This window comes from Burkholderia contaminans, assembly GCF_029633825.1.
In the GTDB taxonomy this organism is placed as follows: Bacteria; Pseudomonadota; Gammaproteobacteria; order Burkholderiales; family Burkholderiaceae; genus Burkholderia; species Burkholderia contaminans.
This window is the reverse complement of the sequence record NZ_CP090641.1, coordinates 1,442,806-1,468,348: the sequence shown is the minus strand read 5'-3', so window position 1 is coordinate 1,468,348 and position 25,543 is coordinate 1,442,806. Positions and strand designations below refer to the sequence as shown.

The window sequence follows — 25,543 nt, the reverse complement described above, 5'->3', positions numbered from 1 at the left end:
GGCTCAGGCCGCGGCCTGGGCCAGCGTCGGATAGTCGGTCAGCCCGCGCTCGCCGCCGCCGAACAGCGTGTTGCGGTCGTGCGGCGCGAGCGCGGCACCGGTGCGCAGCCGCTCGGGCAGGTCGGGGTTGGCGACGAACGGGCGGCCGAACGCGACGAGGTCGGCCCAACCGGCGGCGATCGCTTCGCGTGCGCGCTCGGCGGTGTACGCGCCGGCGTAGATCAGCACGCCGGGGAACGCGGCGCGCAGTTGCCGCTTGAATTCGACCGGCATCAACGGTGCGTCGTCCCAGTCGGCTTCCGCGATGTGCAGGTAGCCGACGCCGAGTTCGCCGAGCAGCTTTGCAGCGGCGAGGTAGGTCGTTTCCGGATCGTCGTCGACGCAGCCGTTCAGCGTCGTCAGCGGCGCGAGGCGGATGCCGACGCGCGATGCGTCGCCCGTGCCGTCGATCAGCGCCTGCGTGACTTCGCGCAGGAAGCGCAGCCGGTTGTCGAGCGAACCGCCGTACGCATCGGTGCGCGTGTTGGCGTTCGAATCGATGAACTGGTTCACGAGATAGCCGTTCGCGCCGTGCAGCTCGACACCGTCGAAGCCGGCCTCGATCGCATGGCGCGCGGCGGCGCGGTATTGATCGACGATCTCGCGGATCTCGTCGATTGTCAGCGCGCGCGGCTCGGACGCCTGCACGAAGCCCGGCGTGCTGCCGTCTTCACCGGCGATGAACACGTTCACGCCTTTCGCCTGGAGCGGCGACGACGATACGGGCTGCCGGCCACCGAGCAGGCTCGTGTGGCTCAGCCGGCCGACGTGCCACAGCTGCGCGAAGATCCGGCCGTGCGCGGCATGCACGGCGTCCGTCACCTTGCGCCAGCCGGCCACCTGCGACGGCGTGTGAATGCCGGGCGTCCACGCGTAACCCTTGCCGAGCGGCGCGATATAGGTGCCTTCGCTGACGATCAGGCCCGCGCTCGCGCGCTGCGCGTAATACGCGGCCATCAGTTCGTTGGCTTCGTCGCCGGGCTGGCTGGCGCGCGAGCGTGTCATCGGCGGCATCACGATGCGGTTCGGCAGCGTCAGCGCGCCGAGTTGCAGCGGTTGAAAAAGCGGGTCCTGGGTCATGGAGATGTCCTGTCGGTGCCGCGGCCTGCGGGCCGCGGCGAATCAAATGTGAGTGGCGGGTGGTGCGGTCAGTCCCACGTCGGCGCGAGGCCGGCCGGGTCGACTTCGCGGCCGTTGCGTTCGAGCGCGGCGATCTGCGTCATGTCTTCGTCGGTCAGGCGCAGCGTCTGCGCGAGCAGGTTGCTCGCGAGGTTCTCGCGCTTCGTCGACGACGGGATCACCGAGTAGCCGAGCCGCAACGCCCACGCGAGCGCGACCTGCGCGGGCGTCGCGTCGTGACGCTGCGCGATCGCACCGATCACCGGATCGCCGAGCACCTTGCCGTACGCGAGCGTCATGTACGACGTGACGTGGATGCCTTCGGCGTTCAGGAACTCGACGAGCTTGCGGTTCTGCAGGTACGGGCTCAGCTCGATCTGGTTCGTCGCGATGGCGTCCTTGCCGACGGCCGCGATCGCTTCCTTCGTCAGCGCGATGTTGAAGTTCGAGATGCCGATCCAGCGCGTGAGACCCTGTGCCTTCGCATCGGCGAGCGCGGTCATGAATGTGTCGAGCGCGACGCCGTTGTCGGGGGCCGGCCAGTGGATCAGCGTCAGGTCGACGTGGTCGGTGCGCAGCTTGCGCAGGCTTTCCTCGAGGCTCGGCACGAGCTTGTCCGGCGCGTAGTTGTCGACCCAGATCTTGGTCGTGAGGAACAGGTCGTCGCGGTGCACGCCCGACGCGGCGATCGCTTCGCCGACTTCGGCCTCGTTGCCGTAGATCTGCGCGGTGTCGATCGCGCGGTAGCCGACTTCGAGGCCGTTGCGCACCGAGTCGATGACGGTCTGGCCTTGCAGGCGGAACGTACCGAGGCCGAAGGCGGGAATCTTGCTCATCAGGTGCTCCTGGGAAAGTGGAACGGGTTCGATACGGGTGTCATTGTGGCGTTCGGGATTGGTGAGATAAACGCCGTCTCAGGTCAAAAATATTTGATCTGAAATCAAGTATCGGAAGTGGATTTCGGCGGCGTCATGCAACGTGCGGCCGTGCGTTTTCAACCGCATGGAACACTGGCAGTACCTCTGCCGCGATCTCGGCCATCGTCTCGTCGAGCGGCCGCCGGTTGCGGCGGAAATGCAGGCCGATGTGCTGCACGCCTGCGTCGCGCATGTCCGCCAGCTCCTCGATGAGCGCGAGACGCCCGGCGCGGGCGCCGAAGCGGTGCCGCTGCAGCGGTTCGCGCGGATCTTCCGCGAGGTCGAGGTGGATGAAGCTCACGTACGGTTTGTTGCCGGCCACCGCGCGCCAGTTCGCGGCGCGCTGCCGGTGGTCGTCCGGCGTGCCCGGATACGCGAGGCAGCCGTCCATGTGTTCGCCGATCCACGCGGGTGTCTGCTGCGCGAGGCCCGCGACGAGCAGCGGCAGCGGGGTGCGGGCGGCGGGCAGCACGTCGAGGCCGGGCGGCAGATGCCCGCGCGCGCCGTCGCGCAGCAGCGCGATCTGGTCGCGGAAATTCGCGCCGCGTGACGCGAAGTCGCGGCCGAACAGCGGATATTCGACGGGGCGGTCGCCGCTGGCCACGCCGAGCAGCAGGCGGCCGCCGCTCAGTTCCTGGATCGTCGCGGCCGATTTCAGCGTGAGCAGCGGCTCGCGCAGCGGCAGCACGACGGCCGCCGTGCCGAGCAGGATGTCGTTCGTGATGCCGGCGAGGTAGCCGAGATACGAGAAGGTTTCGAACACTTGCGCGGCGTCGCCGAACGCGGGGTCGTACACCGGCACGTCGCGCACCCAGAGCGCGCGGAAGCCGAGCGTATCGGCCCGCTGCGCGAGCGCCGCATGGCGCGCGAGGTCGGGTACGCCGGGGTAGCGACGGTCGTGCTGGCGCTTCGCGTTGCCGGCCGGCGACCAGTCGTTGTCGAGCGGCAGTTCGAGGCCGATGCTGAAGCTGCCGTCTGCGAGTGTGTCGAGTGCCGTGAGTGAAGTGGACATGGTCGGGCTCCGTTCAGTGCGCGAGCTGGACGGGTTCCGCCGTGCGTTCCGGCAGGCCCGCGCTGCGGTCGAGCCGGCCGCTCAGTGCGGTGAGTGCGAATGCGCCGAGCGTGACGGCCGCCGCGATCCACGGCGTATGGCCGAGGCCGACGTGCGCGACGATCACGCCGCCCAGTGCCGAGCCGCCCGCGACGCCGAGGTTGAATGCGGCGATGTTGAAGCCGGATGCGACGTCGGTCGCGTCGGGCGCGAAGTGGCGCGCCTGCTTGACGACGTACACCTGCAGGCCCGGCACGTTGCCGAACGCCACCGCACCCCACGCGAGCATCGTCAGCACGGCGAGCCATTTGACGTGAATCGTGAAGGTGAGCGCGAGCAGCACGATCGCGAGCAGCAGGAAGATCCGCTTGAGCGCTTTCACGGGGCCGACGGCGTCCGCGAGCTTGCCGCCCCACACGTTGCCGAACGCGACCGACACGCCGTAGCCGACGAGCACGAGGCTGACCTGCGACGGCGTGAAACCGGCGATCTGCTCGAGCAGCGGGGCCATGTACGTGAACGCGATCAGCGAACCGCCGTAGCCGACGGCCGTCATTGCATAGACCAGCAGGAGGCGCGGCTGCGCGAGCACGCGGAACTGGCGGGCGAGCGGCGCGGGCGCCGTTTGCGGCAATCCGCGCGGCACGAAGGCCACCGCGCCGACGAACGCGACGAGGCCGAACAGCGCGACGACCAGGAACGTCGCGCGCCAGCCGAAGTGCTGGCCGATGAAGGTGCCGAGCGGAATGCCGGCGACGAACGCGACGGTCATCCCGCTGAACATCGTCGCGATTGCGCTGGCGGCCTTCTCCTTCGGCACGAGCGTGGTCGCGATGATCGAGCCGACCGAGAAGAACACGCCGTGCGCGAGGCCGGTGAGGATGCGCGCGACGATCAGCGATTCATAGCCGGGCGCTTGCCAGGCCACGAGATTGCCGACGGTGAACAACGCCATCAGCGCGGCGAGCAGGGTCTTGCGCGGCACGCGGCCGGTGAGCGCGGTGAGGAGCGGCGCGCCGATCGCGACGCTCAGTGCGTAAAGGCTGACGAGCAGGCCGGCGGACGGCAGGCTGACGCCGAGGTCGGCGCCGATCGTCGGGATCAGCCCGACGATCACGAATTCGGTGGTACCGATGGCAAATGCGCTGATGGTCAGCGCAAGCAGGGCGAGTGGCATGATGGGTGCTCCAGGGTCCGGTGAGGATGGAGCGCAGTGTGCCGCCTTTACTTTTGCCGAAAAACAGGCTTATAAACCAAATTGTTTTGATTTGAAATCAAGAATGCTGCGATGAAGATTACGCTCGACGAACTCCAGGCCTTTGCCGCCGTGGTCGACTCCGGTTCGATCACGGCGGCCGCGCAGCAGCTCGACCTCACGGTGTCGGCGACGAGCCGCACGCTCGGGCGGCTCGAGGAAAAGCTGAAGACCACGCTGCTGCGCCGGACCACGCGCCGGCTCGAACTGACCGAGGAAGGGCGCGCGTTCCTGCAGGACGCGCGCGCGATCATCGAATCGGTCGAGACGGCGGAAGAGCAGATGCTCGCACGCCGCGAGATGCCGTCGGGGCGGCTGCGCGTGGATGCGGCGACGCCGTTCATGCTGCACGTGATCGTGCCGCTCGTGCGCGGCTACCGTGAACGCTTCCCGCAAGTCGAGCTGGAGCTGAACAGCAACGAGGGCATCATCGACCTGCTGGAGCGGCGCACCGACGTCGCGTTCCGGATCGGCCGGCTGAAGGATTCGACGCTGCACAGCCGGCGCATCGGCACCAGCCGGATCCGCATGCTCGCGAGCCCCGCGTACGTGGCGGCGCACGGCCAGCCGCGCAAGGTGGAGGATCTCGGCAAGCACACGCTGCTCGGCTTCACGCAGCCCGAATCGCTGAACGTGTGGCCGATCCTCGGCACCGACGGCGAGCCGTGCCGCATCGAGCCGGGCATCCGCTCGTCGAGCGGCGAGACGCTGCGGCAGCTCGCGCTCGACGGTGCGGGCGTGGTCTGCCTGTCGGATTTCATGACTGCGCAGGATCGCGAGGCGGGCCGGCTCGTGCAGGTGCTTGCGCGCCAGACGCTCGAGGTCGAGCAGCCGATCCACGCGGTGTACTACCGCAATACCGCGATCTCGTCGCGGATCGCGTCATTCGTCGATTACCTGATCGAAGCGCTGGGCGGCAGCGGCAATGATGCGCCGGGGCGGCGCAAGGCGGCGTCGTGGATGGAGCCGCGGTAACGGCGGCCGGGACGACGGGGCAGGTTACGCCCCGTGCGGTTTGATGCGGGATTTGACGTGCGATCCGGCGTGCCGTATTCCGGCACGCCGTCGCGTGGCGGTTACGCCTCTTCGGACCACGACATCCCGTCGCGCGCGAGCAGCGCGGACGAAGCCGCGGGCCCGAACGTGCCGGCCGTGTACAGGCGCGGCCGGTCGCCGAGCTCCTTCCAGCCGTCGAGGATCGGCTCGACCCACGACCACGCGGCTTCGAGCTCGTCGCGGCGCATGAAGTGCGTGAGGCGGCCGCGGATCACGTCGATCAGCAAACGCTCGTACGCTTCCGCGCGCCGCTCCGGAATCGCCTGCTGCAGGTCGAGGTTCAGGCTCACGGGCACCATGTTCATCCCGCTGCCCGGTTCCTTCGCGAGCATCTGCAGCTGGATCGACTCTTCCGGCTGGAGCTGGATCACGAGGCGGTTGCTGTAGTGGCGCGGGCCGGTCGGGATGATCGAGAACGGCATGTCCGCGAACTCGATCACGATTTCCGACTGGCGGCGCTGCAGCCGCTTGCCGGTGCGCAGGAAGAACGGCACGTTGGCCCAGCGCCAGTTGTTGATGTGCGCGCGCAGCGCGACGAAGGTTTCCGCGCGGCTGTCCGCCGGCACGTTGTCTTCCTCGAGATAGCCCTTCACCGGCTGGCCGTCGACCGCGCCGGCCGTGTACTGGCCGCGCACCGTGTCGCGCGCGACGTCCGCCGCCGCCATCGGCCGCAGCGAGCGCAGCACCTTCAGCTTCTCGTCGCGCACCGCGTCCGGGTCGAGCGACACCGGCGGCTCCATTGCGACGATGCACAGCAGTTGCAGCAGGTGGTTCTGCACCATGTCGCGCAGCGCGCCGGTATGGTCGTAGAAGCCCGCGCGGCTGCCGACCCCCACCGTCTCCGCCACCGTGATCTGCACGCTGCGGATACTCGGCGCCTGCCACAGCGGCCCGAAGATCGGGTTGCCGAAGCGCAGCACCATCAGGTTCTGCACGGTTTCCTTGCCGAGATAGTGGTCGATCCGATAGATCTGCGATTCCTCGAAGTGCTTGCCGACCGCATCGTTGATCGCCTTCGCGGACGCGAGATCGTGGCCGAGCGGCTTTTCGAGGACGACGCGCGAGTGCTTGTCGACGAGGTGCGCGGCCGACAGGTTGTCGCAGATGGTGGTGAACAGCTCCGGCGACGTCGACAGGTAGAACACGCGGATCGCGTCGCCGCGCGCCGCTTCCGCGAGCCGCAGGTAGTCGTCCGGTGCGTTCACGTCGATCAGCACGTACTTGAACAGGTCGAGGAAGCGGCTCCAGGCCGCGGGATCGAACGCCTTTTCGTCGATGAACGGGCGCGACTGCTCGTCCATGAACTTGCGATAGCCGTCGATGCCCCAGTCGCGGCGGCCGACCGCGATGATGCGCGTCTCGGGCGGAAGGTTGCAGTGCAGGTGCGCCATGTACAGCGCGGGCAACAGCTTGCGGGCGGCCAGGTCGCCGCCGCCACCGAAGATGATCATGTCGACGGGCCGGTCGGCCGCGGTCTGGGTAGGCTGATTCGTCATGGGAGGTTCGCGGTTTGAAACGGGGAACGTGAAACGAACGTCGAGGCGTCGGGCGCCGGTACGGCAAAACCCTAATAGTGCACGCTTTTGATGGATTGCGTGTGGGTCCGTTGACTGTCGCGAAGCGGCCGGGCGGCGTATTGCCGTCGAAGGTACAGGAGTGAGCGCTGACATCGGGTTGGCTCGCCGGGAGCGGCGAGCGGCCGTGCGGCCCAGTGCGTGAGGGCCCGCGCCGCCCGCGTGCTGCGATCGTGCGCGAAGCGCGTGGAGAGGCTGCCAGTGCAGCGGGGCTGGAGGTGATCGGCAGGATGTGGCTCGTGAGCGTTCCGAGCGTTCCTCAAGGGATAAGATGAGAGCCTGGTAACTTTTGACGACTGAGTTACTGAAAAGCATGTGGAATGCCAGGGTTCGCGTGCGCTCAACGCCCCATCGCGTAAAACTCCGCGTTCGGCCGCATGTTCGTCACGTTCGCGATGCGGTTGGACATCCCGAAGAACGCCGAGATCGCCATGATGTCCCACACGTCTTCTTCGATGAAACCATGCGACTCGAGCGTGGCGAAGTCCGTTTCTCCCACCAGATGCGCGGCCTGCGACACCTTCATCGCAAAGTCCAGCATCGCCTTCTGCCGGGCAGTGAGGTCGGCCTTGCGGTAGTTCGTGGCGACCTGGTCGGCGATCAGCGGGTCCTTCGCGCGAATCCGCAGGATCGCCCCGTGCGCGATCACGCAGTACTGACACTGGTTCACGGCGCTGGTGGCCACGACGATCATTTCACGTTCGGCCTTGCTCAGATTGCCGGGCTTGTCCATCAGCGCGTCGTGGTACGCCATGAACGCGCGAAACTCGTCCGGGCGATGCGCCAGCGTCAGGAACACGTTCGGGATGAAGCCCGACTTTTCCTGGACGGCTGTGATGCGCTCGCGAATGTCCTCGGGCAAGTCTTCGAGCGCGGGCACGGGAAAGCGGCTGATGGGTGCGGTGTTTGCGGCGGTCATGAGGTCTCCTGGATAACGTGGCGAGGGCGTACTCGACGCGCGAGCCGCCGTCCGATTGAAGTGGCGCGGGTGGTCGTCAGCGGCGTCACGCGTTGACGTCGACGACGATGCGGCCGCGCACCTTGCCGTCGATCAATTCCCCTGCAAGCGGGATGACGTCGCCCAGGCCGACCTGATGGCTGATCGCGCCCAGCTTTTCGACGTCGAGGTCGGATGCGAGCCGGCGCCACGCCTCCAGCCGCTCGGCGCGCGGGCACATCACGCTGTCGATCCCGACGAGCGTGACGCCGCGCAGGATGAACGGCGCGACTGTCGCGGGGAAATCCATGCCGGCGGCGAGGCCGCAGGCCGTCACGACGCCGCGGTAGCGCGTGGTCGCGCACACGTTGGCGAGCACGTGGCTGCCCGCCACGTCGACGGCGCCGGCCCAGCGTTCCTTGCCGAGCGGCTTGCCGGGCTCGCTGAATTGCGATCGCTCCAGGATCTCCGCCGCGCCGAGCTGCCGCAGGTAGTCGGCATCGGCGGGGCGGCCCGTTACCGCGACGACGCGGTATCCCAGCCTGGCGAGGATAGCGGTGGCGACGCTGCCCACGCCGCCGGCCGCGCCGGTCACCACGATCTCGCCGTCATCCGGGCGCACGCCGTGCCGCTCGAGTGCCATCACGCACAGCATCGCGGTGTAGCCGGCCGTGCCGATGGCCATCGCCTGTTGCGCCGAAAACGCGGACGGCAGCGGCACCAGCCAGTCGCCGTCGACCCGCGCCTTCTGCGCGAGGCCGCCCCAGTGCGTTTCGCCGACGCCCCAGCCGTTGAGCACGACCTGATCGCCGGGGCGGTAATCCGGGTGCGTGCTCGCTTCGACTTCGCCGACCAGATCGATGCCCGGCACCATCGGGAACTTGCGCACGACCGGGCTCTTGCCGGTGATCGCCAGCCCATCCTTGTAGTTCAGCGTCGAATAGCCCACGCGGATCGTCACGTTGCCGGCGGGCAACTGCGCGTCGTCCAGTGTATGCAGCCGCGCGTGCTGGCCGGTTTCGTCCTTGTCGATCACGATGCCCTGGAACATGCGTCCTCCTTTTTAGACCGATCGTCTAATAAATGGTAAAAAAATTCAGCGGCGAGGCAATCCATTGAAGAAAAACTGCGCGAACAGCACGAGCGGCCCATCGCTGCGTTCGAGCTTCGCGCGCAGCACCGCGCCTTCCCAGCCGATCCAGAAGAACGCGGCCAGCTCGGCGGGGTCGGCCGAATCCGCCAGCTCGCCCGCCTGCTGCGCGGCGCGCAGGCATTCGGCCAGACGGTGCTGCCAGTCTTCGAACGTCGCACGCAGACGTGCGCGGAAGCTTTCCGGCAGCGTGCCCATTTCCTGTCCGAGGTTGCCGATCAGGCAGCCGCGGCTGTATGCATGGCGGGCCATGCCGTCGCGGGCGTCGTCGACGAACGCGCGCACGCGCGCCAGCGGCGAGCGTTCCGGCTGGCTGAAATGGCGGTCGAGCTTGCGGGCGAAGAACTCGGCGTAGCGGTCGATCAGTTCGAGCCCGAACGCTTCCTTGCTGTCGAAGTAGTGATAGAAGGAGCCCTTCGGCACGCCGGCGCGCCCGAGGATCTCGTCGAGCCCGGTGGCGGAAAAGCCCTTTTCGGTGAGGATCTCGAGCCCGGTGCGCAACAGCATGTCACGCGTGGCGACGAGGTCGTCGTGCTGCTTGGGCGGCCTGCCGCGGCGGCGAGGCGGATCGATTCGAGCGTCCATGGCGGAATAATAGACCGTTCGTCTCAAAAATCAATGGCCCGTGTGCCAGGCCGGTCGGACGGGCCGTCGCGTCGGTGCTGCGCTGCAGGTGTCATGCCCCGGCCCGCGCGTGGCGTCGTGCGAACGTGTCCGCGGGCAGGCGACGAACGGCACGTCCGCCTGAACCCGGCCTTTGCCAAAGCGGCGATCAGCTGCCGTACATGTGCTCGCAGAGCGCGACACTCGCGCCCAGCTTCCGCGATAGATCGGCGGCGGCATCCAGCTGCGGTCGATCCAGCTCGCCCGACTCGTGCGCGACACTGAGGCGGGATGCCGGACCGGAAAGCGTCAGCGCCGCCATGAACTTGTCGCCGGCGCCGAAAACCGGCACCGCGAACGCTGCCGTGTGCACATCGCGCGCACCCGCGGTGAAGAGGGGCAGTGCCGGCGGCTTGTCATAGATCGGTTCGCCGAGTCCCCAGAAACGGATCACCTGGCTGATGGCCGTGTCATCGAGCGGCAGCATCGTCCCCGCGAGCCGCGTTTCACGCAGGCCTTCGGACGGCTCGACCCGAAACAGGCAGAGCCGGTGCCCGCTGTCGTGCACGTAGTACGATGCGCTTTCCTTCGTCAGCGCGGCCAGCGCATGCAGCGCCGGTTCGACCACCGTGGACAGATGGAAGGACTGCTCGTACAGCTTGCCGAGGTACAGCACACGATGCCCAAGCGAATAGTTGCCGGACTGCGCGCGCACGACATAGCCCATTCGCTCCAGCGAGTTCATCAGCCGATAGACCGTCGTCTTGTGCATGCCGGATGCCTGCGACAGCGTCGCGAGCGATTGCGATTCGGCGCCGGGCTTGAAGCAGTCCAGCAGCGAAAGCGCCTTTTCCACGGCAACGACACCGTCGTTTCCCATTCCTTTTCTCCGGTCGACATTCACCTGGAATTGTACAGAGTAAAACGCTGGTTTACCACGTAAAAGGGTAAACGCCAGTGCCATGACGCGTCTCCTCTGGTTATATTGATTTCACCATGTACACCAGTGTTGTACAGAGTACAACGCACAACCTGAGGTCGAATCATGAGCAATCCATCCGCCAGCCCTTCGCCGATCACCCGCGACATCGAACGCGTCTCGCCGGAACTCGTTCAGGCTGCCGCGCGCTACCAGGCCGCGATCCTCGCCGACGTCGCGGGCCGCCGCGGCACGGTGCATGGCCGCGTGCGGCCGTTGTCGCCGAAGATGAAGGTCGCCGGCCCGGCGGTCACGGTCGAAGTCCGCGCGGGCGACAACCTGGCGATCCATGCGGCGCTCGCCGTCGCGAAACCGGGCGACGTCGTCGTGGTCGACGGCAAGGGCGACATCTCGTGCGCGCTGCTCGGCGAAATCATGGCGGCGCAGGCGAAGGCGAGCGGCATCGCCGGCATCGTCATCGACGGCGCTGTGCGCGACGCGCACGAACTGGCCAACGGCGACTATCCGGTCTTCGCGGCCGGCCTCAATCCGTGCGGCCCGACCAAAAGCGTCGCGGGGCGCGTGAATGCGCCGATCTCGCTGGGCGGCACGGCAGTGAATCCGGGCGATCTGGTGGTCGGCGACGCCGACGGCGTCGTCGTCATTGCGCGCGCCGACGTCGCGCGTATCGTCGATCTGGCGCAGAAAAAGCTCGATTTCGAAACCGCGCGTATCGCAGCGATCCACAAGGGCGACCTTCGTCCGGGCTGGATCGAGAAGGAGCTGCGTGCAGCCGGCATGCTGGCCGAGGGCGAGGCACTCTGATGCAGATCGCTTCGCACAAGCCCGTGGTCCTCGTGACCGCCGCCGACCTTGCGCCGCAAGCGCTCGAGATGCTCGCCCAGTTCGACGTCGTGTTCGCCGGCAAGCAACCGACCGAGGACGACATCGTGGCGCTCTGCGCCCAGCACAAGCCGGTCGCGATCATTGTCCGGTACGGCAAGGTCAACGGCCGCATCATGGACGCCGCCGAAAACCTGCAGGTGATTTCGAAGCACGGCAGCGGCATCGACGTGATCGATCAGGACGCAGCTGCCGCGCGCGGCATCGCGGTGCGCGCCGCGGTCGGCGCGAATGCGGCCGCCGTCGCCGAGCACGCGTGGGCGCTGCTGCTCGCGTGCGCGAAGTCGGTTCCGCAACTCGACATCCGCATGCGCGAAGGCCATTGGGACAAGTCGACGCACAAGTCCGTCGAACTCGACGGGCGCACGCTCGGCCTCGTCGGGCTCGGTGCGATCGGCCGGCGCGTGGCCGCGATCGGCACGGCGTTCGGCATGAAGGTGCTCGCGTTCGATCCGTTCGCGAAGGAAGCGCCCGCCGGCGTGAAGCTCGTGCCGCTCGACACGCTGTACGCGGCGTCGGACGTTGTGTCGCTGCATTGTCCGTTGACGGCCGACAACCGCCGGATGCTCGACCGCGACACGCTCGCGCGTTTCAAGCGCGGGGCGATTCTCGTCAATACCGCGCGCGGCGGCCTGATCGACGAAGCCGCGCTGGCCGACGCGCTGGCGAGCGGCCACTTGCGTGCGGCCGGGCTCGACAGCTTCGACGTCGAGCCGATGACGGTGCCGCACCCGTTCCAGCAGATCCCCAACGTGATTCTGTCGCCGCATGTCGGCGGCGTGAGCGATGCCGCGTACGTGAACATGGGCAAGGGTGCGGCGGCCAACGTCCTCGCGGTGCTCGACGAACGCGCGCACAGCGCGGCTTGAACCCTGGACATCGAGGTACGCATGTTTTATCTGACGAACCCCGACGTGCGCGAAGCCGACGTGTTCACGCGCATGCCGGAGAAGTTTCGCAAGCCGGACGTCCGCACGGAATGGGCACGCGCGAATCGCGGCGGCATGGTCACCGATTCGTTTCTCGAAGGGCCGGTGTGGGATCCCGCCGGCTATCTGTTCGTGACCGACATTCCGCACGGGCGCATCTTCCGCATTTCGCCGTCGGGCGACTGGGATCTCGTCGTCGAATACGACGGCGAGCCCAACGGAATGAAGCGCTTCGACGCAGCGCACCTGATCATCACCGACTACCGGAACGGCCTGATGCTGCTCGATATCGAGCGCGGTGAAATTCGCCCGTATCTCGAGCGCCGCAACACCGAGCGCTTCAAGGGCGTGAACGACCTGACGTTCGACTCGGCCGGCAACATCTATTTCACCGACCAGGGGCAGACCGGGCTGCACGATCCGACGGGCCGCGTGTATCGGCTCTCGCCGGACGGCAAGCTCGACATGCTGCTCGGCACCTGCCCGAGCCCGAACGGGCTCGTGCTGTCGCGCGACGAGAAGGTGCTGTTCGTCGCGATGACGCGCGGCAATGCGGTGTGGCGCATGCCGCTGCAGGCCGACGGATCGGTCACCAAGGTCAGCCAGTTCTTCACGTCCTACGGGCCGAGCGGCCCCGACGGCCTCACCGTCGATCTCGAAGGCCGCCTGTTCGTCGCGAATCCGGGGCTCGGCCGTGTGTGGGTGCTCAACCACTGCGCGGAGCCCGTCGAGATCCTGACCGGGCCGAAAGGGGCGTCGCTCACGAGCGTGTGCTTCGGCGGCGCCGACATGAAGACGCTCTTCATCACCGAATCGACATCCGGTTCCGTCCTGAAAGCGGACATGAGCATTGCCGGCCCGCTGCCGAAACAGTCAGCGAAGAAGGACTGAAACCGCGAACCGGGAAGCCGCTCGCCGGTTTCCCGCCCGTATGCCGAAAGATCGCGCCGCCAGTCGCGCGACGAAGGAGACAAGCATGACCATTTCGCACGCGCTGCGTGCCGGCGATGACGCACCGCGCGCCGACGCATCGTCCGCGGAGCGCCTGGCCGGCGACGATTACGCGGCCAGCGAGCGCACGCTCGCGAAGGCGTTCCGGCGCATTCTGCCGTTCATCTTCGTCTGCTACGTGATCAGCTATCTCGACAGGACCAACGTCGGTTTTGCCGCGCTCACGATGAACCAGGATCTCGGTCTGACGGCCGAGCAGTTCGGTGTCGGTGCCGGCCTGTTCTTCATCGGCTACTTCCTGTTCGAGATTCCGAGCAACCTGATCATGCAGAAGGTCGGCGCGCGCGTGTGGATCGCGAGAATCATGATCACGTGGGGCCTGTTCTCGATGGCGACGGCGTTCGTCGTCGGACCGAAAAGCTTTGCGGCGGCGCGCTTTCTGCTCGGGCTCGCCGAGGCGGGGTTCACGCCCGGCATCTACCTGTATTTCACGCACTGGTTTCCCGGCAAGTGGCGCGCGAAGGTGACGGCCGCCTTCCTCGTCGGCATCCCCGTCGCGAACATGATCGGCTCGCCGATTTCCGGTGCGCTGCTCGAACTAGGCGGCCTGCACGGGCTGCGCAGCTGGCAGTGGCTGCTGCTGATCGAAGGCGTCCCTGCGGTGATGCTCGGCATCGCGTGTCTGTTCGTGCTGGCCGACCGTCCCGAGAAAGCCGCGTGGCTCAGTGACGAAGAGAAGGCGTCGCTCGCGAAGCGCCTCGCGTTCGAGCAGCGCGACATCGGCGCGAAGCACGGCAGCAAACTGCGCGACGCGATGACGAACTGGCGCGTGTTCGTGCTCGCGTTCGTCAACTTCTGCGGGATCGTCGGCTCGCTCGGCGTCGGCTTGTGGATGCCGCAGATCATCAAGCAGTTCGGCGTCGAACACGCGGTGGTCGGCTGGCTGACGGCCATTCCGTATGCGATCGGCGCCGTCGTGATGCTCTGGTGGGCGCGTCTCGCCAATCGCGCGGCCCACCGCATTCCGTATGTCGCAGGCGCACTGGCTGTCGCCGCCGTGGCGTTGTGTGCGAGCGCCTTCATTCATGCGCCGGTTTTCAAGCTGATCGCGCTGTGCGTCACGGTGAGCGGGGTCCTCGCGTTCCAGGCGACGTACTGGGCCATCCCGTCAGGATTCCTCACCGGCCGGGCCGCCGCGGGCGGGCTCGCGCTGATCGTGTCGGTCGGCAATCTCGGCGGCTTCGTCGGGCCGTCGCTGATCGGCGCCCTCAAGCAATTCTCCGGCGGCTTCACCGCGCCGCTCATCGCCGTGTCGGGCGTGCTGCTGCTCGGCGCGTTGACCATCGCTTGGCTCGGCGATCCGGGCTCGGGCGCCGGCGAAGCGCCTGTCGCCCGCGAGCCGTGAATTTTCCTTCGTCCGACCTACCCATAAAAAACAGTTTGGAGACTCCATGTTGTCGAATCAGGCCAGCCGCAATACCCGCCCGACCTCCCGCTTCGTGCTCGGCGCCATCACCGTCGCGAGCGCGACCTCGTGGTGCGGTGCCGCCCAGGCAGAAAGCAGCGTCACGCTGTACGGTATTGCCGACGTCGGCATCGAGCACATCAACAACACGAGTACCGGCGGCGCGCAGACGCGCGAAGTGTCGGGCAACCTGTCCGGTTCGCGCTGGGGATTGAAGGGCGTCGAGGATCTCGGCGCCGGCATGAAAGCCATTTTCCAGCTGGAAGACGGCTTCAACATCAATGACGGCACGACCGCGCAGTCGACGAAAGGCCTCGGTTCGAATGCCGCCACGACGTCGCGAATTTTCGGCCGCCAGGCGTGGGTCGGGCTGGCGTACCGCGGCCAGCAGTTGACGTTCGGCCGCCAGAATTCGCTCTTCTACGAACAGGCCGTGGCCTTCGACCCGATGGGCGCGTCGTCGCGGTATTCGTTGCTGTCGCTCGACTACGCGGCGGCCGCGCGTATCGACAATTCGGCGAAGTACACCGGCGTGTTCGGCCCGCTGACGGCGCAGGCCATGTATAGCACCCGCTACGACACCGGGTACGGCGCGGAGGTGCCGGGCGCGCAACTCACCGGCCGCTTCTTCAGCGGGGCGTTGACTTTCGCGCAAGGGCCGCTCGCCGCGAGCGTGTCGTACGAGCAGCGCAACAGCAACACCGTCGCGACGAACACGGGCGCCGAGCGACGCGCGACGGCCGCCGCATCGTATGCGATCGGACCGGTGAAGGGATTCGCCGGTTATCGCTATCTTCAGGCGTCGAACGCGTTCCTGCCGGCGAACCCGATCCGTCTCGCGAACGGTTCCGAAGCCGGCGCGGCGAACCTGTACTGGGCCGGCGCGCAATACGCGGTGTCGCCGGCGTTCGTGGTCACGGCAACGGCCTATTACCAGGACGTGCATTCGACGAGTGCCGACCCGTGGCTCGCCGTGCTGTGCGCGGACTATCTGCTGTCGAAGCGCACCGATATCTACGCGACGGCGGGTTTCGCGCGCAACAAGGGCGGCTCCGCGCTCGGCGTGAACGGCTACGGCACGGTCGCGCCCGATCACAACCAGACGGGCGTGGTGATCGGCATGCGCCAGAAGTTCTGAGGCGCGTGCGATGCAGACCGTTCACGCGCCCCATCTGCCCGTCCGGCCCGCGTGGCTCGCCTTGCGCGACGAGCCGGTGCTCGAACCCGAGCTTGCCATCGTCGACGCCCATCACCACCTGTGGGACCGCCAGACCGGTCGCTATCTCGCGGACGAGTTCGGTGCGGACGTGCGCAGCGGACATCGGGTCGTGTCGACGGTCTACGTGCAGTGTCGATCGATGTTGCGTGCAAGCGGGCCCGAGGCATTCAAGCCGGTGGGCGAAGTGGCGTTCGCGAGCGGCGTCGCCGCGATGTTCGACAGCGGCGCATACGGCCCCACGCGGTGCTGCGAGGCCATCGTCGGCGGCGCCGATCTGTCGCTCGGCGCGGAACTCGATGCGGTGCTCGACACGATGCTGCAGGTATCCGGCGGGCGACTGCGCGGGATTCGCAATCCGCTCGCGTGGCATGCGAGCGCCGACGTGCGATCGAGCCCGGTGACGCCGCCGCGCGACCGGATGTCGGATCCGGCTTTCCGGCGGGGCGTGGCGACGCTCGGCCGCTATGGGCTGTCGCTCGACGCGTGGGTCTATCACACGCAGCTCGACGACCTGTACGAACTCGCGCGCGCATGCGAGCACGTCACCGTCGTCATCGACCATTTCGGCGGTCCGCTCGGCGTGGGTCCGCATGCCGGCCAACGCGCGGAAGTCCATGCGCAATGGACACGGCAACTCGCGCGTCTCGCCGCGCTGCCGAACACGCGCATGAAGCTCGGTGGCGCGGGCATGAGCGTATTCGGCTTCGACTTCGCCACGCGCGACCTGCCGCCGTCGTCGCAGGAACTGGCGGCCGCGTGGCAGCCGTATTTCGACACCTGCGTCAACCTCTTCGGCGTCGAACGCTGCATGTTCGAGAGCAACTTCCCCGTCGACAAGGGGATGTTCGGCTATCGCGTGCTGTGGAACGCCTTCAAACGACTCGCGTCCGCGATGTCGGCCGATGAAAAGGCCGCGCTGTTCAGCCGGACGGCCGCATCGACGTATCGCGTCGCGATTCCCGGAGACAACCGATGAAGACGAGTGCAACCGTGGCCACACAGGACATCGATTCCGCAGCCGCGGAGAAAGGGTTCACGCGCGTGACCGATATCGAGTGGCGTTCGCTGTCGCTCGCGGGGCTCGGCTGGACGTTCGAGAGCTACGACTCGTTCCTGCTGTCGCTGCTGCTGCCGACGCTCGCGCTGCAGTTCGGGCTGAGCAAGGCGCAGCTCGGCATGTTCACGAGCGTCACGGCGGCCGGACAGATCGTCGGCGGCATTCTGTTCGGCTTCGTGTCGGACCGGATCGGGCGCGTGCGCACCGCGCTGCTCTGCGTCGGCATCTACTCGCTGTTCTCCGGCCTGATCGCATTTGCGCCCGATGCGCATTCGTTCGCCGCGCTGCGCTTTTTCGGCGCGCTCGGCATGGGCGGAACCTGGACCGCCGGCGCGGCGCTCATCGCGGAGACCTGGCACCCGAGCCGGCGCGGCAAGGGCGGCGCGCTGATGCAGATGGGCTTGCCGATCGGCGCGATTCTCGCGATCGCGATCTCGGGCATCGTCGGCGCCGCGCATGGCGGATTGGCCGGCGACAGCTGGCGTGTGCTGTTCCTGATCGGCGCGTCGCCGTTCTTCATTCTGTTCTGGGTCGCGCGCAAGACGCCGGAATCGCCGATCTGGCTCGAACGCAGGCACGCGAAGTCGCAGGCCCGCACGCTCGGCACGGCAAGCCGCGAGAAGCTGAACGTGCGCGGCCTGCTCACCGCTTTCTGCTTCATCTTCTTTCTGCAGTACCTGTACTGGGGCGTATTCACGTGGACGCCGACGTTCCTCGTCACGGTGAAGCACCTCGACTTCGTGCATAGCCTGAAGTTCGTGCTGGCGCTGCAGTTCGGCGCGATCACCGGATTCCTGCTGTTCTCGGCATGGGTCGACCGGCTCGGCCGGCGGCCGATGTTCCTGGCCTACCTGCTGGTCGGCGCGATGGCGGTCGGCGTGTATATCGTGTCGGCGAATCCGTTGCTGCTGATGGCCGCGATCTTTCTGACCGGATTCAGTGTGAACGGCATCTTCGCGGGTGCCGGCCCGTTCCTCGCGGAGATTATCGGCAACACCGCCTCGCGCGGCTTCTTCATGGGCCTCGCATACAACGGCGGCCGGCTCGGCGGTTTCATCGCGCCGTTGGTCATCGGTTCGCTGGCGTCGACGTCGGGCGGCTTCGTGCTCGGACTCGCGACGACGATCGTCGCATTCGTCGCCGCAGCTGCGGTCGTGCTGGTCGCGCCCGAAACTCGCGGGAAGGCGCTGTCATGAACGTGGCAACGCAAGCGGGGTGGGTGAACAGGCTGTTTCCCGCATTGACCGAGGCGTCGCTGCGGCGCTACCTGAGCGGGCAGGTCGCATCGGTGCTCGGCAGCTGGACGCAGAACGTCACGCTGAACCTGCTGATCTATCACCTGTCCGGCTCGGCGGCGATCCTCGCGCTGCTCAACTTCCTGCTGTACGGGCCGCAGTTGATCGTCGCGCCGGTGGCGGGCTCCCGCATCGGCTCGGCCAACGCGCGGCGCGTGACGCTCTGCGTGCTGGCGACGTCGCTGGTGTTGACGAGCAGCCTCTTCACGTTGTCGCTGCTCGGCCTGCTCGGCGTGAAGCTGATCCTCGCGCATGCGCTGGCGATCGGCGTGTCGAGCGCGGTGGAAACGCCGGCGCGGCAGGTGCTGCTGCTGACGAGCCTTCAGGATGCGACCCACACCTCCAACGCGGTCGCGATGAACACGATGGTCTACAACGTCGGGCGCATGGTCGGCCCGACCATCGCCGGCTTCGTCTATCCGACGCTCGGGCCCCGGACGTCGTTTGCGATCTATGCGCTCGCGCTGTGCTTCATGGCGGCATGCGTGCGGTCGATCCGGACTGCGGCGGCGGACCGCCCGTCGCGCGCGGACAGCGGCCTGCGCGACGCGGTCGGCTACGTGCTGTCCGATGCGTTCTCGGCCCGCTATCTGCCGATTCTCGCGTGCATCGGCCTGTTCGCCGGCAGCTACCAGACACTGGTGCCGCTGCTCGCGGACCAGGGCTTTCACGACGCCGCGCGCTTTACCGGCGTGTTCTTCGCGTGCGCCGGCGCCGGCTCGTTGAGCGCGGCGGTGCTGCTGTCGTCGGCGGTCGGGCCGCGCGCGTCGCACCGGTTCATCGCGTATGCGCCGTGGACGGCCGTCGGCGCGCTGGCCGTGCTGGCCGCGGCGACCGATGCGGCCGGATCGATCCCCGCGTTCTATGCACTCGGCTTCAGCCTCACGTTCGCGGCCACGTCGACGAACGCGACCATTCAGCGCCAGTGTCCGGATCACGTGCGCGGCGGGCTCGTCGGGATGTACGGCATGGCCTACAACGGCACGATGCCGTTCGGTTATCTGCTCGTCGGCAGCGCATCCGAGGCGCTCGGCGTGCGACACACCTTCGCCGCCATGGCCGCCGTGCTCGCGTGCGGCGTCATCGCGGTCATCGCGTGGCAACGGTTCACAGGAACGCGCTCAGGCGCACAATAAACGGAGACAACATGCAAACCGGTTTCATGGACGCGTCCGCGATCGAGCGCCGGACCATACGGAAGGTCGTCTGGCGGCTCATTCCCTTTTTGATGATCTGCTACCTGCTTGCCTTCATCGACCGGGGCAACGTGGGGATGGCGTCGCTGCAGATGAACCATGACCTCGGGATGTCGGCGCAGGTGTTCGGGTTCGGCAGCAGCCTGTTCTTCATTTCGTACTTCTTTTGCGAAGTACCGAGCAATCTCGCGCTGCAGAAATACGGCGCGCGGATCTGGATCGCCCGGATCATGATCACGTGGGGCATCGTGTCGGCGGCGACCGCGCTCGTGCACAACGCGACGACGTTCTACGTGCTGCGTTTCCTGCTGGGTGCGGCCGAGGCCGGCTTTTTCCCCGGCGTGCTGCTTTATCTGTCGTACTGGATTCCCGCGCAGTATCGTGCGCGGATCGTCGCGACGTTCATGGTCGCGATTCCGGCCGCGAGCTTCATCGGCTCGCCGATCTCCGCGCTGCTGTTGCAGATGGACGGCGTGTGGGGCCTGCGCGGATGGCACTGGCTGTTCATCCTCGAAGGCGTTCCGACCGTGCTGCTCGGCATCGCGTGCCTGTTCGTGCTGACGAACAAGCCGGACGACGCGAGGTGGCTCGACGACGACGAGCGCGCATGGCTCACGACCGCGCTGGCCGCCGGCCACAAGACGCGCAAGAAGGTGCCGTCGCTGCCGCTCACGCAGCTGTTCCGCAATCGCTACGTGCTGTGCCTCGCGCTCGTCGACACGTGCGCTTCCGCGGCAGGCAGCACGCTGTCCGTGTGGCAGCCGCAGTTGCTGAAGTCGTTCGGCTTGAGCGTCATGGAGACCGGCCTGCTGAATTCGGTGCCTTACGCGGTGGCTTCCGTCCTGATGGTCTACTGGGGCCGTCGCTCGGACCGCGTCGGCGAACGGCGCTGGCACACGGTCGTGCCGATGCTGCTGATCGGCGTGGGCCTGTTCGCGACGTCGCTGAGCGGATCGCTGCTGCCGACGGTCTGCATGCTCTGCGCGGTGCTGGTCGGCGCGTATTCGTTCAAGGGCCCGTTCTGGGCGCTTGCGACCGACATGCTGTCCAACAGCACCGTGGCGGCCGGGCTCGCGACGGTCAACGCGATCGCGAACCTGCTCGGCGGTGGGCTGATGGTGAACGTGTACGGGTGGGTGAAGGCGGCGACGGGCAGCTACGCGCTCGCGTTGATGCCGCTCGCGATCCTCACGCTCGTGAGCGTCGCGACGCTGCTGCTGCTCACGCGCAATCATGCGTCGGGCAAGCTGGTCGGCAAGACGGGGACCATCTGATCATGGCGCGCATCGCGAGACGCGAATTCCTCCGAGTCGCCGGCGCGACGCTGGCTTCGGCTGCATTGCCGGGGCTGGCCGAGGCCGACGAAACGTGGTCGAGCGGCATCGGGCGGCCGGCATTCCGGCTGCCCGACGGGGCGATCGACTGCCACATGCATATCTACGACGACCGGTTTCCGGTCGCGCCGGGCACGACGCTGCGCCCGCCGAATGCGACCGTCGCGCAATACCGGGGCGTGCAGTCGCGGACCGGCGTGAAGCGCAACGTGGTCGTGACGCCGTCGACGTACGGGACGGACAACCGCTGCACGCTGGCGGCGCTCGCGCAGTTCGGCGACGCCGCGCGCGGCGTGGCCGTCGTCGACGGCACCGTGAGCGACGACGAACTTCTGGCGCTCGATCGCGGCGGCGTCCGTGCGATCCGGTTCAACCTGAGCTATCCGGGTGCGACGACGCTCGACATGCTGGCGCCGCTCGCCGCGCGCATCGCGAACCTCGGCTGGCATATCGAGCTGGTGGTGCAGGGCGCGCGGCTGCCGGAGCTCGAGCGTCATCTTGCGGTGCTGCCGTGTCCGCTCGTCATCGACCATATCGCGCATGTGCCGCAGCCCGACGGGCTCTCGTCGGCCGCGTTTCGGACTGCGCAACGCCTCGTCGACAAGGGCCATACGTGGATCACGTTGTCGGGGCCGTACGTCGACAGCAAGACGGGCGCGCCTGCCTACGACGACGTCGCGCCGGTCGCGAAGGCGCTGATCGACATGGCGCCGGAGCGCATGCTGTGGGGCACCGACTGGCCGCACCCGACGCAGAAGACGGACAAGCCGGACGATGCAAGCTTGCTGGACGTGATCGCCGGCTGGATCGGGCGTGCGGACTGGCAGCAACGGATATTCGTCACGAACCCGGCGAAGCTGTACGGATTTGCGTAGCGCGGGGAGGATGTCGCGAGGCGCTTCCGCGAACAGGTGTCGTTTTTGAACCCGTGTCCGGAATCATTGCTTATTCGACATGGTGAGGGCGGCGAGCCGGGTGCCAGAATCGGCTGACGGTATCCGGACAGGCCGATGCCGCGCGCGTTCGATCAATCACCCGGAATCCTGAATACCATGCCCTATCTGCAACTGGACGTGAACGACCACTATTCGGTGGAAACCAAGCAGTCGCTCGCCGCCAAAATGAGCGAGACCTATGCGCGGATGATGTCGGTCGATATTCGGCGTATCAGCGTCGCGATCCGCGAGCTGGGTCAAGGCGGTGTCTGGCGTATCGCCGAGGCCGGCGAAGCGCCTGTCCCGGTCGCCGTGATGATGCTGGATATCCGACGGGGCCGCCCGCCCGGGCAGCGCATGGAGGTGGCGCAGGCACTTTGCGCGCATTGCGTGGAGATTCTCGGCTTGCGTGAGGATCGGCTCAATGTCGAATTCACGCAGCATTCCGGCGATGAAATGTACCACCCGGCGCTTGGCGGCTATAGCCCGGAGTGGGCGCCCGGCGAGCAGTAGATTTTCCGCCTGGACCGGGTGCTGCTTGCAGCCCTGGCACTTCATCGACGCAGAACCGCTCGTCATTCGCGATGGACGAAGCGAGCGCTCACGGTTTGGGCAAGCCGGACTGCGCGTACCTGCCGGCCTATGGATTCAACACGTCCTAATTCGTGAGCGGCGCAACTCCGGAGGCGCGCTGGATGGTCTGCGGGGGTTGCCCGAACGCGCGCAGAAATGCCTGGCGCATGCGCTCGCGGTCGCCGAAGCCGGTTTCTCTCGCAATGATTTCGATCGGGTGGCGCGACGTTTCCATCATCAGGCGAGCGGCTTCGACGCGCAGCCGCTCAACCGCCTTGGCGGGGGATTGCCCCGTCTCCTCCCGGAACACGCGGCTGAACTGGCGTGGGCTCAGACGTGCCGCCTCTGCCAGGCGTTCCACCGACAGATTGCTCGCCAGGTTTTCGCTCGCGTAGGTCAGCGCCATTTGCACGCGGTCCGATCGCGCGTTCAGTTCGAGCAAGGTCGAGAATTGCGACTGACCACCGCCGCGCCGTTGGTATAGCACGAGCTTGCGCGCGACCATGCGCGCCGTTTCCAGCCCGAAATCGCTTTCGACGATCGCGAGGGCGAGATCCACCCCGGCGCTCATGCCGGCCGACGTCCAGACCTGGCCGTCTACGACGAAGATGCGATCTTCGTCGAGCTGCACGTTCGGATATTGCTTCTTGAAGTCCCGCGCGTGATACCAGTGCGTCGTGGCCCGTTTCCCGTCGAGGAGCCCGGCGGCCGCGAGGACGAAGGCTCCCGTACATATCGACGCAATGCGCCGCGAGTGGACGGGCGCGCGATGCAGGAAGTCCACCAGCGTCGCCGATGGAAGCCGGCATTCGTTGTCGCCGGAGACGATCAGCGTGTCATATCCCTCTTTGGCCAGCGGTTCGGTGTTGACCGAAAAGCCCTGCGACGACACGACCGCGCCGCCGTGCTCGGACACGATCCGGAACTGGTACACCTCCTCGCCGCGCAGCAGGTTCGCGTACTCGAACACGCTCGCCACCGCGAGCGCGAGCGACTGGAAATTTGGGTAAACAACGAGCCCCACGGTGTGCATGACGTCCGCCATGTGTGTGTCCTGATCAATTGAATCTAGCATAAAACGGACATCGTCACGGGCTGCGGCAGCGTGTCATTGGATGGCGTTGCGCGCGGTCGTCTTCAGGAGGCAAGGCGCCGGGCGGAGCCAGCTACGGAACCGATTTTGGGTAATCGGGCGCCTGTCTCAAAGGACGAATCCGCAAGGTTTCCGGTCAGCGCGCGGATGGCATGAATCATTGCATATATGACATTGAGGATGAGTTCAGTCGAAGCCAGAATTCTTTCCACGAACCGACACCCGGTCGGCTCAATTCACGGAAAGGAAAAATCATGACCACTTCCACGAAAGGCACCGCGCTGATCACTGGCGCATCGGCTGGCATCGGTGCGATTTACGCAGACCGCCTTGCGAAACGCGGCTACGACCTCGTCCTGGTAGCGCGTAACCAGGACCGTCTGAACACGCTCGCGCGCCGCCTCATGGCCGAAACCGGCCGCTCGGTCGAGACCGTCGCCGCCGATCTGAACGACAAGGCGGCGCTCGCGAAGATCGAAGACATCCTGCGCGAGAACAGCAACATCACGATGCTGGTGAACAACGCGGGCATCGGCTCGGTCGCATCGATTCTCAACGGCGACGTCGACACGATGGAGTCGATGATCAATCTGAACATCACCGCGCTCACGCGCCTGACTTACGCCGTCGCACCGGTGTTCGCCGGCAAGGGCACAGGCACCATCATCAACATCAGCTCGGTCGTTGGTATCGCGGTCGAACTGCTCAACGGCGTGTACAGCGCATCGAAGTCGTATGTGCTGAGTTTCGGTCACACGCTTCAGCGCGACCTGGCGGACAAGGGCGTGCGCGTGCAGACCGTGCTGCCTGCAGCGACGGCGACCGAGTTCTGGGATGTGGCCGGCTACGCGAAGCAGAAGGAGGCCGCCAGCACGATGACGGCCGACGACCTGGTGGATGCCGCGCTCGCGGGCCTCGATCAGGGCGAGCTCGTGACGATCCCGACGCTGCACGACGGCGACGGCTGGACGCAATGGGAAGCGGCTCGCCGCGCACTCACTCCCCAGTTCGCCAACGCCAAGGCCGCTCCGCGCTACATCGCGGATGCCGGGACCGGCGCTTGAACCGGCTCACTTATTTCTTCGGAAGGGATTGATGATGAACATCCTCAAGATCGGTGCTGCCGTACTTGCCACGGCGACCGCGTTCGCATTGCCGGTGGGCGCGTCGGCGCAATCGCGCGGCAAGGTGCTGGTTGTCATGTCGAGCGCTCACGCGCTCGATTTGCGCGACGGCAAGAAATATTCGACGGGTTATTACCTCAACGAATTCGTCGTTCCATACCGCAAGCTTGTCGAGGCTGGCTACGAGCCCGTGATCGCCAATCCGAACGGCGACATGCCGATGATGGACGCGAATTCGAACGACAAGCTGTTTTTCGGTGGCGACGATGCAGCGCGCGCGGATGCACTGAAGTACGCGCAAGGCATCGCGCAACTGAAGCATCCGAAGACGCTGGCCTCCGTTGTCGCGGAGGGGACCGGCGGTTATGTCGGCCTGTTTATCCCGGGTGGCCATGCGCCGATGGTCGACCTGCTCAAGGACCGGAATCTTGGCAAGATCCTGGTCAGCTTCCACGACAGCGGGCGCCCCACCGGGATCATCTGTCACGGGCCGATCGTGTTGCTGTCCACGGTGCGCGACCCGAATGCCTTCGTTGCATCGATGGCCGCCAACGACGGTAACGCGAATTCCCTGGCGGCTGGCTGGCCGTATGCCGGTTACCGGATGACCGTCTTCTCGACGGGCGAGGAGCAGCAGCTCGAAGGTCCGCACGGGCTGGGCGGCAACGTGCAGTTCTATCCGGTGAACGCGTTGGCCGAAGCCGGCGCTCACGTCGACACGGTGGCGAACTGGCACAGCAACGTGGTCGTTGATCGCGAACTGATCACGGGGCAGCAGCCGATGTCGGCACCGGAATTCGGCGACGTCCTCGTGGCGAAACTGAAGGCCCGTACGAACTGAGTTCGTCT

The 25,543-nt window shown here is 66.7% G+C and carries 24 protein-coding genes; 14 read left to right on the top strand and 10 right to left on the bottom strand.

Annotated features, from left to right (window positions below; translation table 11 throughout):
* Positions 1-3: 3 nt before the first annotated feature.
* From LXE91_RS24210 to LXE91_RS24195, 4 genes are all read right to left on the bottom strand, one after another.
* A complete protein-coding gene (locus tag LXE91_RS24210) occupies positions 4-1,119 on the bottom strand; it encodes an alkene reductase (protein ID WP_039349942.1) in 1,116 nt (371 codons plus the stop codon).
* 68 nt (positions 1,120-1,187) lie between these two features.
* Entirely contained in the window at positions 1,188-1,994 is an 807-nt protein-coding gene (dkgB, locus tag LXE91_RS24205) for a 2,5-didehydrogluconate reductase DkgB (RefSeq protein ID WP_039349945.1), read from the bottom strand.
* A 133-nt stretch (positions 1,995-2,127) separates the two neighbouring features.
* Positions 2,128-3,087 carry an LLM class oxidoreductase gene (locus tag LXE91_RS24200; protein WP_039349947.1) on the bottom strand — a complete coding sequence of 320 codons (960 nt, stop codon included), beginning with the start codon at positions 3,085-3,087 and terminating at the stop codon, positions 2,128-2,130.
* A 13-nt stretch (positions 3,088-3,100) separates the two neighbouring features.
* A complete protein-coding gene (locus LXE91_RS24195; RefSeq protein WP_039349950.1) occupies positions 3,101-4,303 on the bottom strand; it encodes an MFS transporter in 1,203 nt (400 codons plus the stop codon).
* A 111-nt stretch (positions 4,304-4,414) separates the two neighbouring features.
* Here LXE91_RS24195 and LXE91_RS24190 point away from each other — a divergent pair, with 111 nt between their 5' ends.
* The gene (locus LXE91_RS24190; RefSeq protein ID WP_039349954.1) at positions 4,415-5,356 is read left to right on the top strand and encodes a LysR family transcriptional regulator; all 942 of its coding nucleotides are present in this window, start codon (positions 4,415-4,417) and stop codon (positions 5,354-5,356) included.
* 101 nt (positions 5,357-5,457) lie between these two features.
* Here LXE91_RS24190 and zwf read toward each other — a convergent pair whose 3' ends face one another.
* The 5 genes from zwf to LXE91_RS24165 form a co-directional block, all read right to left on the bottom strand.
* Complete coding sequence (gene zwf / locus LXE91_RS24185; protein WP_039349957.1) at positions 5,458-6,933, bottom strand: glucose-6-phosphate dehydrogenase; 1,476 nt, start codon at positions 6,931-6,933, stop codon at positions 5,458-5,460.
* Between the two features lie 418 nt (positions 6,934-7,351).
* Positions 7,352-7,930, bottom strand: a complete 579-nt coding sequence (locus tag LXE91_RS24180) for a peroxidase-related enzyme (protein ID WP_039349965.1) — start codon at positions 7,928-7,930, stop codon at positions 7,352-7,354.
* 85 nt (positions 7,931-8,015) lie between these two features.
* Positions 8,016-8,999, bottom strand: a complete 984-nt coding sequence (gene acuI, locus LXE91_RS24175) for an acrylyl-CoA reductase (NADPH) (protein ID WP_039349967.1) — start codon at positions 8,997-8,999, stop codon at positions 8,016-8,018.
* A 45-nt stretch (positions 9,000-9,044) separates the two neighbouring features.
* Positions 9,045-9,683 (bottom strand): acrylate utilization transcriptional regulator AcuR, encoded by a 639-nt coding sequence (acuR, locus tag LXE91_RS24170; protein ID WP_039349969.1) that lies wholly within the window; start codon positions 9,681-9,683, stop codon positions 9,045-9,047.
* Positions 9,684-9,870: 187 nt separating this feature from the next.
* A complete protein-coding gene (locus LXE91_RS24165) occupies positions 9,871-10,581 on the bottom strand; it encodes an IclR family transcriptional regulator (RefSeq protein WP_039349972.1) in 711 nt (236 codons plus the stop codon).
* A 165-nt stretch (positions 10,582-10,746) separates the two neighbouring features.
* Here LXE91_RS24165 and LXE91_RS24160 point away from each other — a divergent pair, with 165 nt between their 5' ends.
* The 11 genes from LXE91_RS24160 to LXE91_RS24110 all read left to right on the top strand — a co-directional run bounded on the left by LXE91_RS24160 (position 10,747) and on the right by LXE91_RS24110 (position 22,417).
* On the top strand, positions 10,747-11,445 hold the full coding sequence (locus LXE91_RS24160; RefSeq protein ID WP_039349976.1) for an RraA family protein: 699 nt from the start codon (positions 10,747-10,749) through the stop codon (positions 11,443-11,445).
* Complete coding sequence (locus LXE91_RS24155) at positions 11,445-12,392, top strand: NAD(P)-dependent oxidoreductase (RefSeq protein WP_039349979.1); 948 nt, start codon at positions 11,445-11,447, stop codon at positions 12,390-12,392. Before LXE91_RS24160 ends, LXE91_RS24155 begins: the two co-directional genes overlap by 1 nt.
* 21 nt (positions 12,393-12,413) lie before the next feature.
* Positions 12,414-13,343 (top strand): SMP-30/gluconolactonase/LRE family protein, encoded by a 930-nt coding sequence (locus LXE91_RS24150; protein ID WP_039349982.1) that lies wholly within the window; start codon positions 12,414-12,416, stop codon positions 13,341-13,343.
* An 85-nt stretch (positions 13,344-13,428) separates the two neighbouring features.
* On the top strand, positions 13,429-14,808 hold the full coding sequence (locus LXE91_RS24145) for an MFS transporter (RefSeq protein WP_039349985.1): 1,380 nt from the start codon (positions 13,429-13,431) through the stop codon (positions 14,806-14,808).
* 46 nt (positions 14,809-14,854) lie between these two features.
* Positions 14,855-16,006 carry a porin gene (locus LXE91_RS24140; RefSeq protein ID WP_039349988.1) on the top strand — a complete coding sequence of 384 codons (1,152 nt, stop codon included), beginning with the start codon at positions 14,855-14,857 and terminating at the stop codon, positions 16,004-16,006.
* Positions 16,007-16,016: 10 nt separating this feature from the next.
* Entirely contained in the window at positions 16,017-17,063 is a 1,047-nt protein-coding gene (locus tag LXE91_RS24135) for an amidohydrolase family protein (protein ID WP_039349991.1), read from the top strand.
* Complete coding sequence (locus LXE91_RS24130; RefSeq protein WP_039349995.1) at positions 17,060-18,340, top strand: MFS transporter; 1,281 nt, start codon at positions 17,060-17,062, stop codon at positions 18,338-18,340. The genes LXE91_RS24135 and LXE91_RS24130 overlap by 4 nt, the downstream gene beginning before the upstream one ends.
* The gene (locus tag LXE91_RS24125) at positions 18,337-19,575 is read left to right on the top strand and encodes an MFS transporter (RefSeq protein ID WP_039349999.1); all 1,239 of its coding nucleotides are present in this window, start codon (positions 18,337-18,339) and stop codon (positions 19,573-19,575) included. The genes LXE91_RS24130 and LXE91_RS24125 overlap by 4 nt, the downstream gene beginning before the upstream one ends.
* Positions 19,576-19,586: 11 nt before the next feature.
* Positions 19,587-20,909: an MFS transporter gene (locus tag LXE91_RS24120; protein WP_039350001.1), complete on the top strand. Its 1,323-nt coding sequence runs from the start codon at positions 19,587-19,589 to the stop codon at positions 20,907-20,909.
* Positions 20,910-20,911: 2 nt separating this feature from the next.
* Complete coding sequence (locus LXE91_RS24115) at positions 20,912-21,844, top strand: amidohydrolase family protein (RefSeq protein WP_039350004.1); 933 nt, start codon at positions 20,912-20,914, stop codon at positions 21,842-21,844.
* Positions 21,845-22,021: 177 nt separating this feature from the next.
* The gene (locus tag LXE91_RS24110; protein WP_039350098.1) at positions 22,022-22,417 is read left to right on the top strand and encodes a tautomerase family protein; all 396 of its coding nucleotides are present in this window, start codon (positions 22,022-22,024) and stop codon (positions 22,415-22,417) included.
* Positions 22,418-22,562: 145 nt separating this feature from the next.
* Here LXE91_RS24110 and LXE91_RS24105 read toward each other — a convergent pair whose 3' ends face one another.
* A complete protein-coding gene (locus LXE91_RS24105; protein WP_039350101.1) occupies positions 22,563-23,510 on the bottom strand; it encodes a GlxA family transcriptional regulator in 948 nt (315 codons plus the stop codon).
* 314 nt (positions 23,511-23,824) lie between these two features.
* On the opposite strand from LXE91_RS24105, the gene LXE91_RS24100 reads away from it, so the two are divergent.
* Together LXE91_RS24100 and LXE91_RS24095 are read left to right on the top strand one after the other, a co-directional pair.
* Complete coding sequence (locus LXE91_RS24100) at positions 23,825-24,634, top strand: SDR family NAD(P)-dependent oxidoreductase (RefSeq protein WP_039350007.1); 810 nt, start codon at positions 23,825-23,827, stop codon at positions 24,632-24,634.
* Positions 24,615-25,535 (top strand): type 1 glutamine amidotransferase domain-containing protein, encoded by a 921-nt coding sequence (locus LXE91_RS24095; protein WP_223274447.1) that lies wholly within the window; start codon positions 24,615-24,617, stop codon positions 25,533-25,535. Before LXE91_RS24100 ends, LXE91_RS24095 begins: the two co-directional genes overlap by 20 nt.
* The last annotated feature ends 8 nt before the right edge of the window (positions 25,536-25,543 follow it).

Excerpts from the sequence above, each read along its gene's own strand:
- LXE91_RS24145 (WP_039349985.1), top strand. The coding sequence starts at position 13,429 with ATGACCATTTCGCACGCGCTGCGTGCCGGCGATGACGCACCGCGCGCC.
- LXE91_RS24190 (WP_039349954.1), top strand. The coding sequence starts at position 4,415 with ATGAAGATTACGCTCGACGAACTCCAGGCCTTTGCCGCCGTGGTCGAC.
- LXE91_RS24155 (WP_039349979.1), top strand. The coding sequence starts at position 11,445 with ATGCAGATCGCTTCGCACAAGCCCGTGGTCCTCGTGACCGCCGCCGAC.
- LXE91_RS24095 (WP_223274447.1), top strand. The coding sequence starts at position 24,615 with ATGCCGGGACCGGCGCTTGAACCGGCTCACTTATTTCTTCGGAAGGGA.
- LXE91_RS24180 (WP_039349965.1), bottom strand. The coding sequence starts at position 7,930 with ATGACCGCCGCAAACACCGCACCCATCAGCCGCTTTCCCGTGCCCGCG.
- LXE91_RS24165 (WP_039349972.1), bottom strand. The coding sequence starts at position 10,581 with ATGGGAAACGACGGTGTCGTTGCCGTGGAAAAGGCGCTTTCGCTGCTG.
- LXE91_RS24210 (WP_039349942.1), bottom strand. The coding sequence starts at position 1,119 with ATGACCCAGGACCCGCTTTTTCAACCGCTGCAACTCGGCGCGCTGACG.
- LXE91_RS24120 (WP_039350001.1), top strand. The coding sequence starts at position 19,587 with ATGCAAACCGGTTTCATGGACGCGTCCGCGATCGAGCGCCGGACCATA.
- acuR (WP_039349969.1), bottom strand. The coding sequence starts at position 9,683 with ATGGACGCTCGAATCGATCCGCCTCGCCGCCGCGGCAGGCCGCCCAAG.
- LXE91_RS24125 (WP_039349999.1), top strand. The coding sequence starts at position 18,337 with ATGAACGTGGCAACGCAAGCGGGGTGGGTGAACAGGCTGTTTCCCGCA.
- LXE91_RS24130 (WP_039349995.1), top strand. The coding sequence starts at position 17,060 with ATGAAGACGAGTGCAACCGTGGCCACACAGGACATCGATTCCGCAGCC.
- LXE91_RS24200 (WP_039349947.1), bottom strand. The coding sequence starts at position 3,087 with ATGTCCACTTCACTCACGGCACTCGACACACTCGCAGACGGCAGCTTC.
- LXE91_RS24195 (WP_039349950.1), bottom strand. The coding sequence starts at position 4,303 with ATGCCACTCGCCCTGCTTGCGCTGACCATCAGCGCATTTGCCATCGGT.
- LXE91_RS24105 (WP_039350101.1), bottom strand. The coding sequence starts at position 23,510 with ATGCACACCGTGGGGCTCGTTGTTTACCCAAATTTCCAGTCGCTCGCG.
- LXE91_RS24135 (WP_039349991.1), top strand. The coding sequence starts at position 16,017 with ATGCAGACCGTTCACGCGCCCCATCTGCCCGTCCGGCCCGCGTGGCTC.
- LXE91_RS24150 (WP_039349982.1), top strand. The coding sequence starts at position 12,414 with ATGTTTTATCTGACGAACCCCGACGTGCGCGAAGCCGACGTGTTCACG.
- LXE91_RS24115 (WP_039350004.1), top strand. The coding sequence starts at position 20,912 with ATGGCGCGCATCGCGAGACGCGAATTCCTCCGAGTCGCCGGCGCGACG.
- acuI (WP_039349967.1), bottom strand. The coding sequence starts at position 8,999 with ATGTTCCAGGGCATCGTGATCGACAAGGACGAAACCGGCCAGCACGCG.
- zwf (WP_039349957.1), bottom strand. The coding sequence starts at position 6,933 with ATGACGAATCAGCCTACCCAGACCGCGGCCGACCGGCCCGTCGACATG.
- LXE91_RS24140 (WP_039349988.1), top strand. The coding sequence starts at position 14,855 with ATGTTGTCGAATCAGGCCAGCCGCAATACCCGCCCGACCTCCCGCTTC.
- LXE91_RS24100 (WP_039350007.1), top strand. The coding sequence starts at position 23,825 with ATGACCACTTCCACGAAAGGCACCGCGCTGATCACTGGCGCATCGGCT.
- LXE91_RS24110 (WP_039350098.1), top strand. The coding sequence starts at position 22,022 with ATGCCCTATCTGCAACTGGACGTGAACGACCACTATTCGGTGGAAACC.
- dkgB (WP_039349945.1), bottom strand. The coding sequence starts at position 1,994 with ATGAGCAAGATTCCCGCCTTCGGCCTCGGTACGTTCCGCCTGCAAGGC.
- LXE91_RS24160 (WP_039349976.1), top strand. The coding sequence starts at position 10,747 with ATGAGCAATCCATCCGCCAGCCCTTCGCCGATCACCCGCGACATCGAA.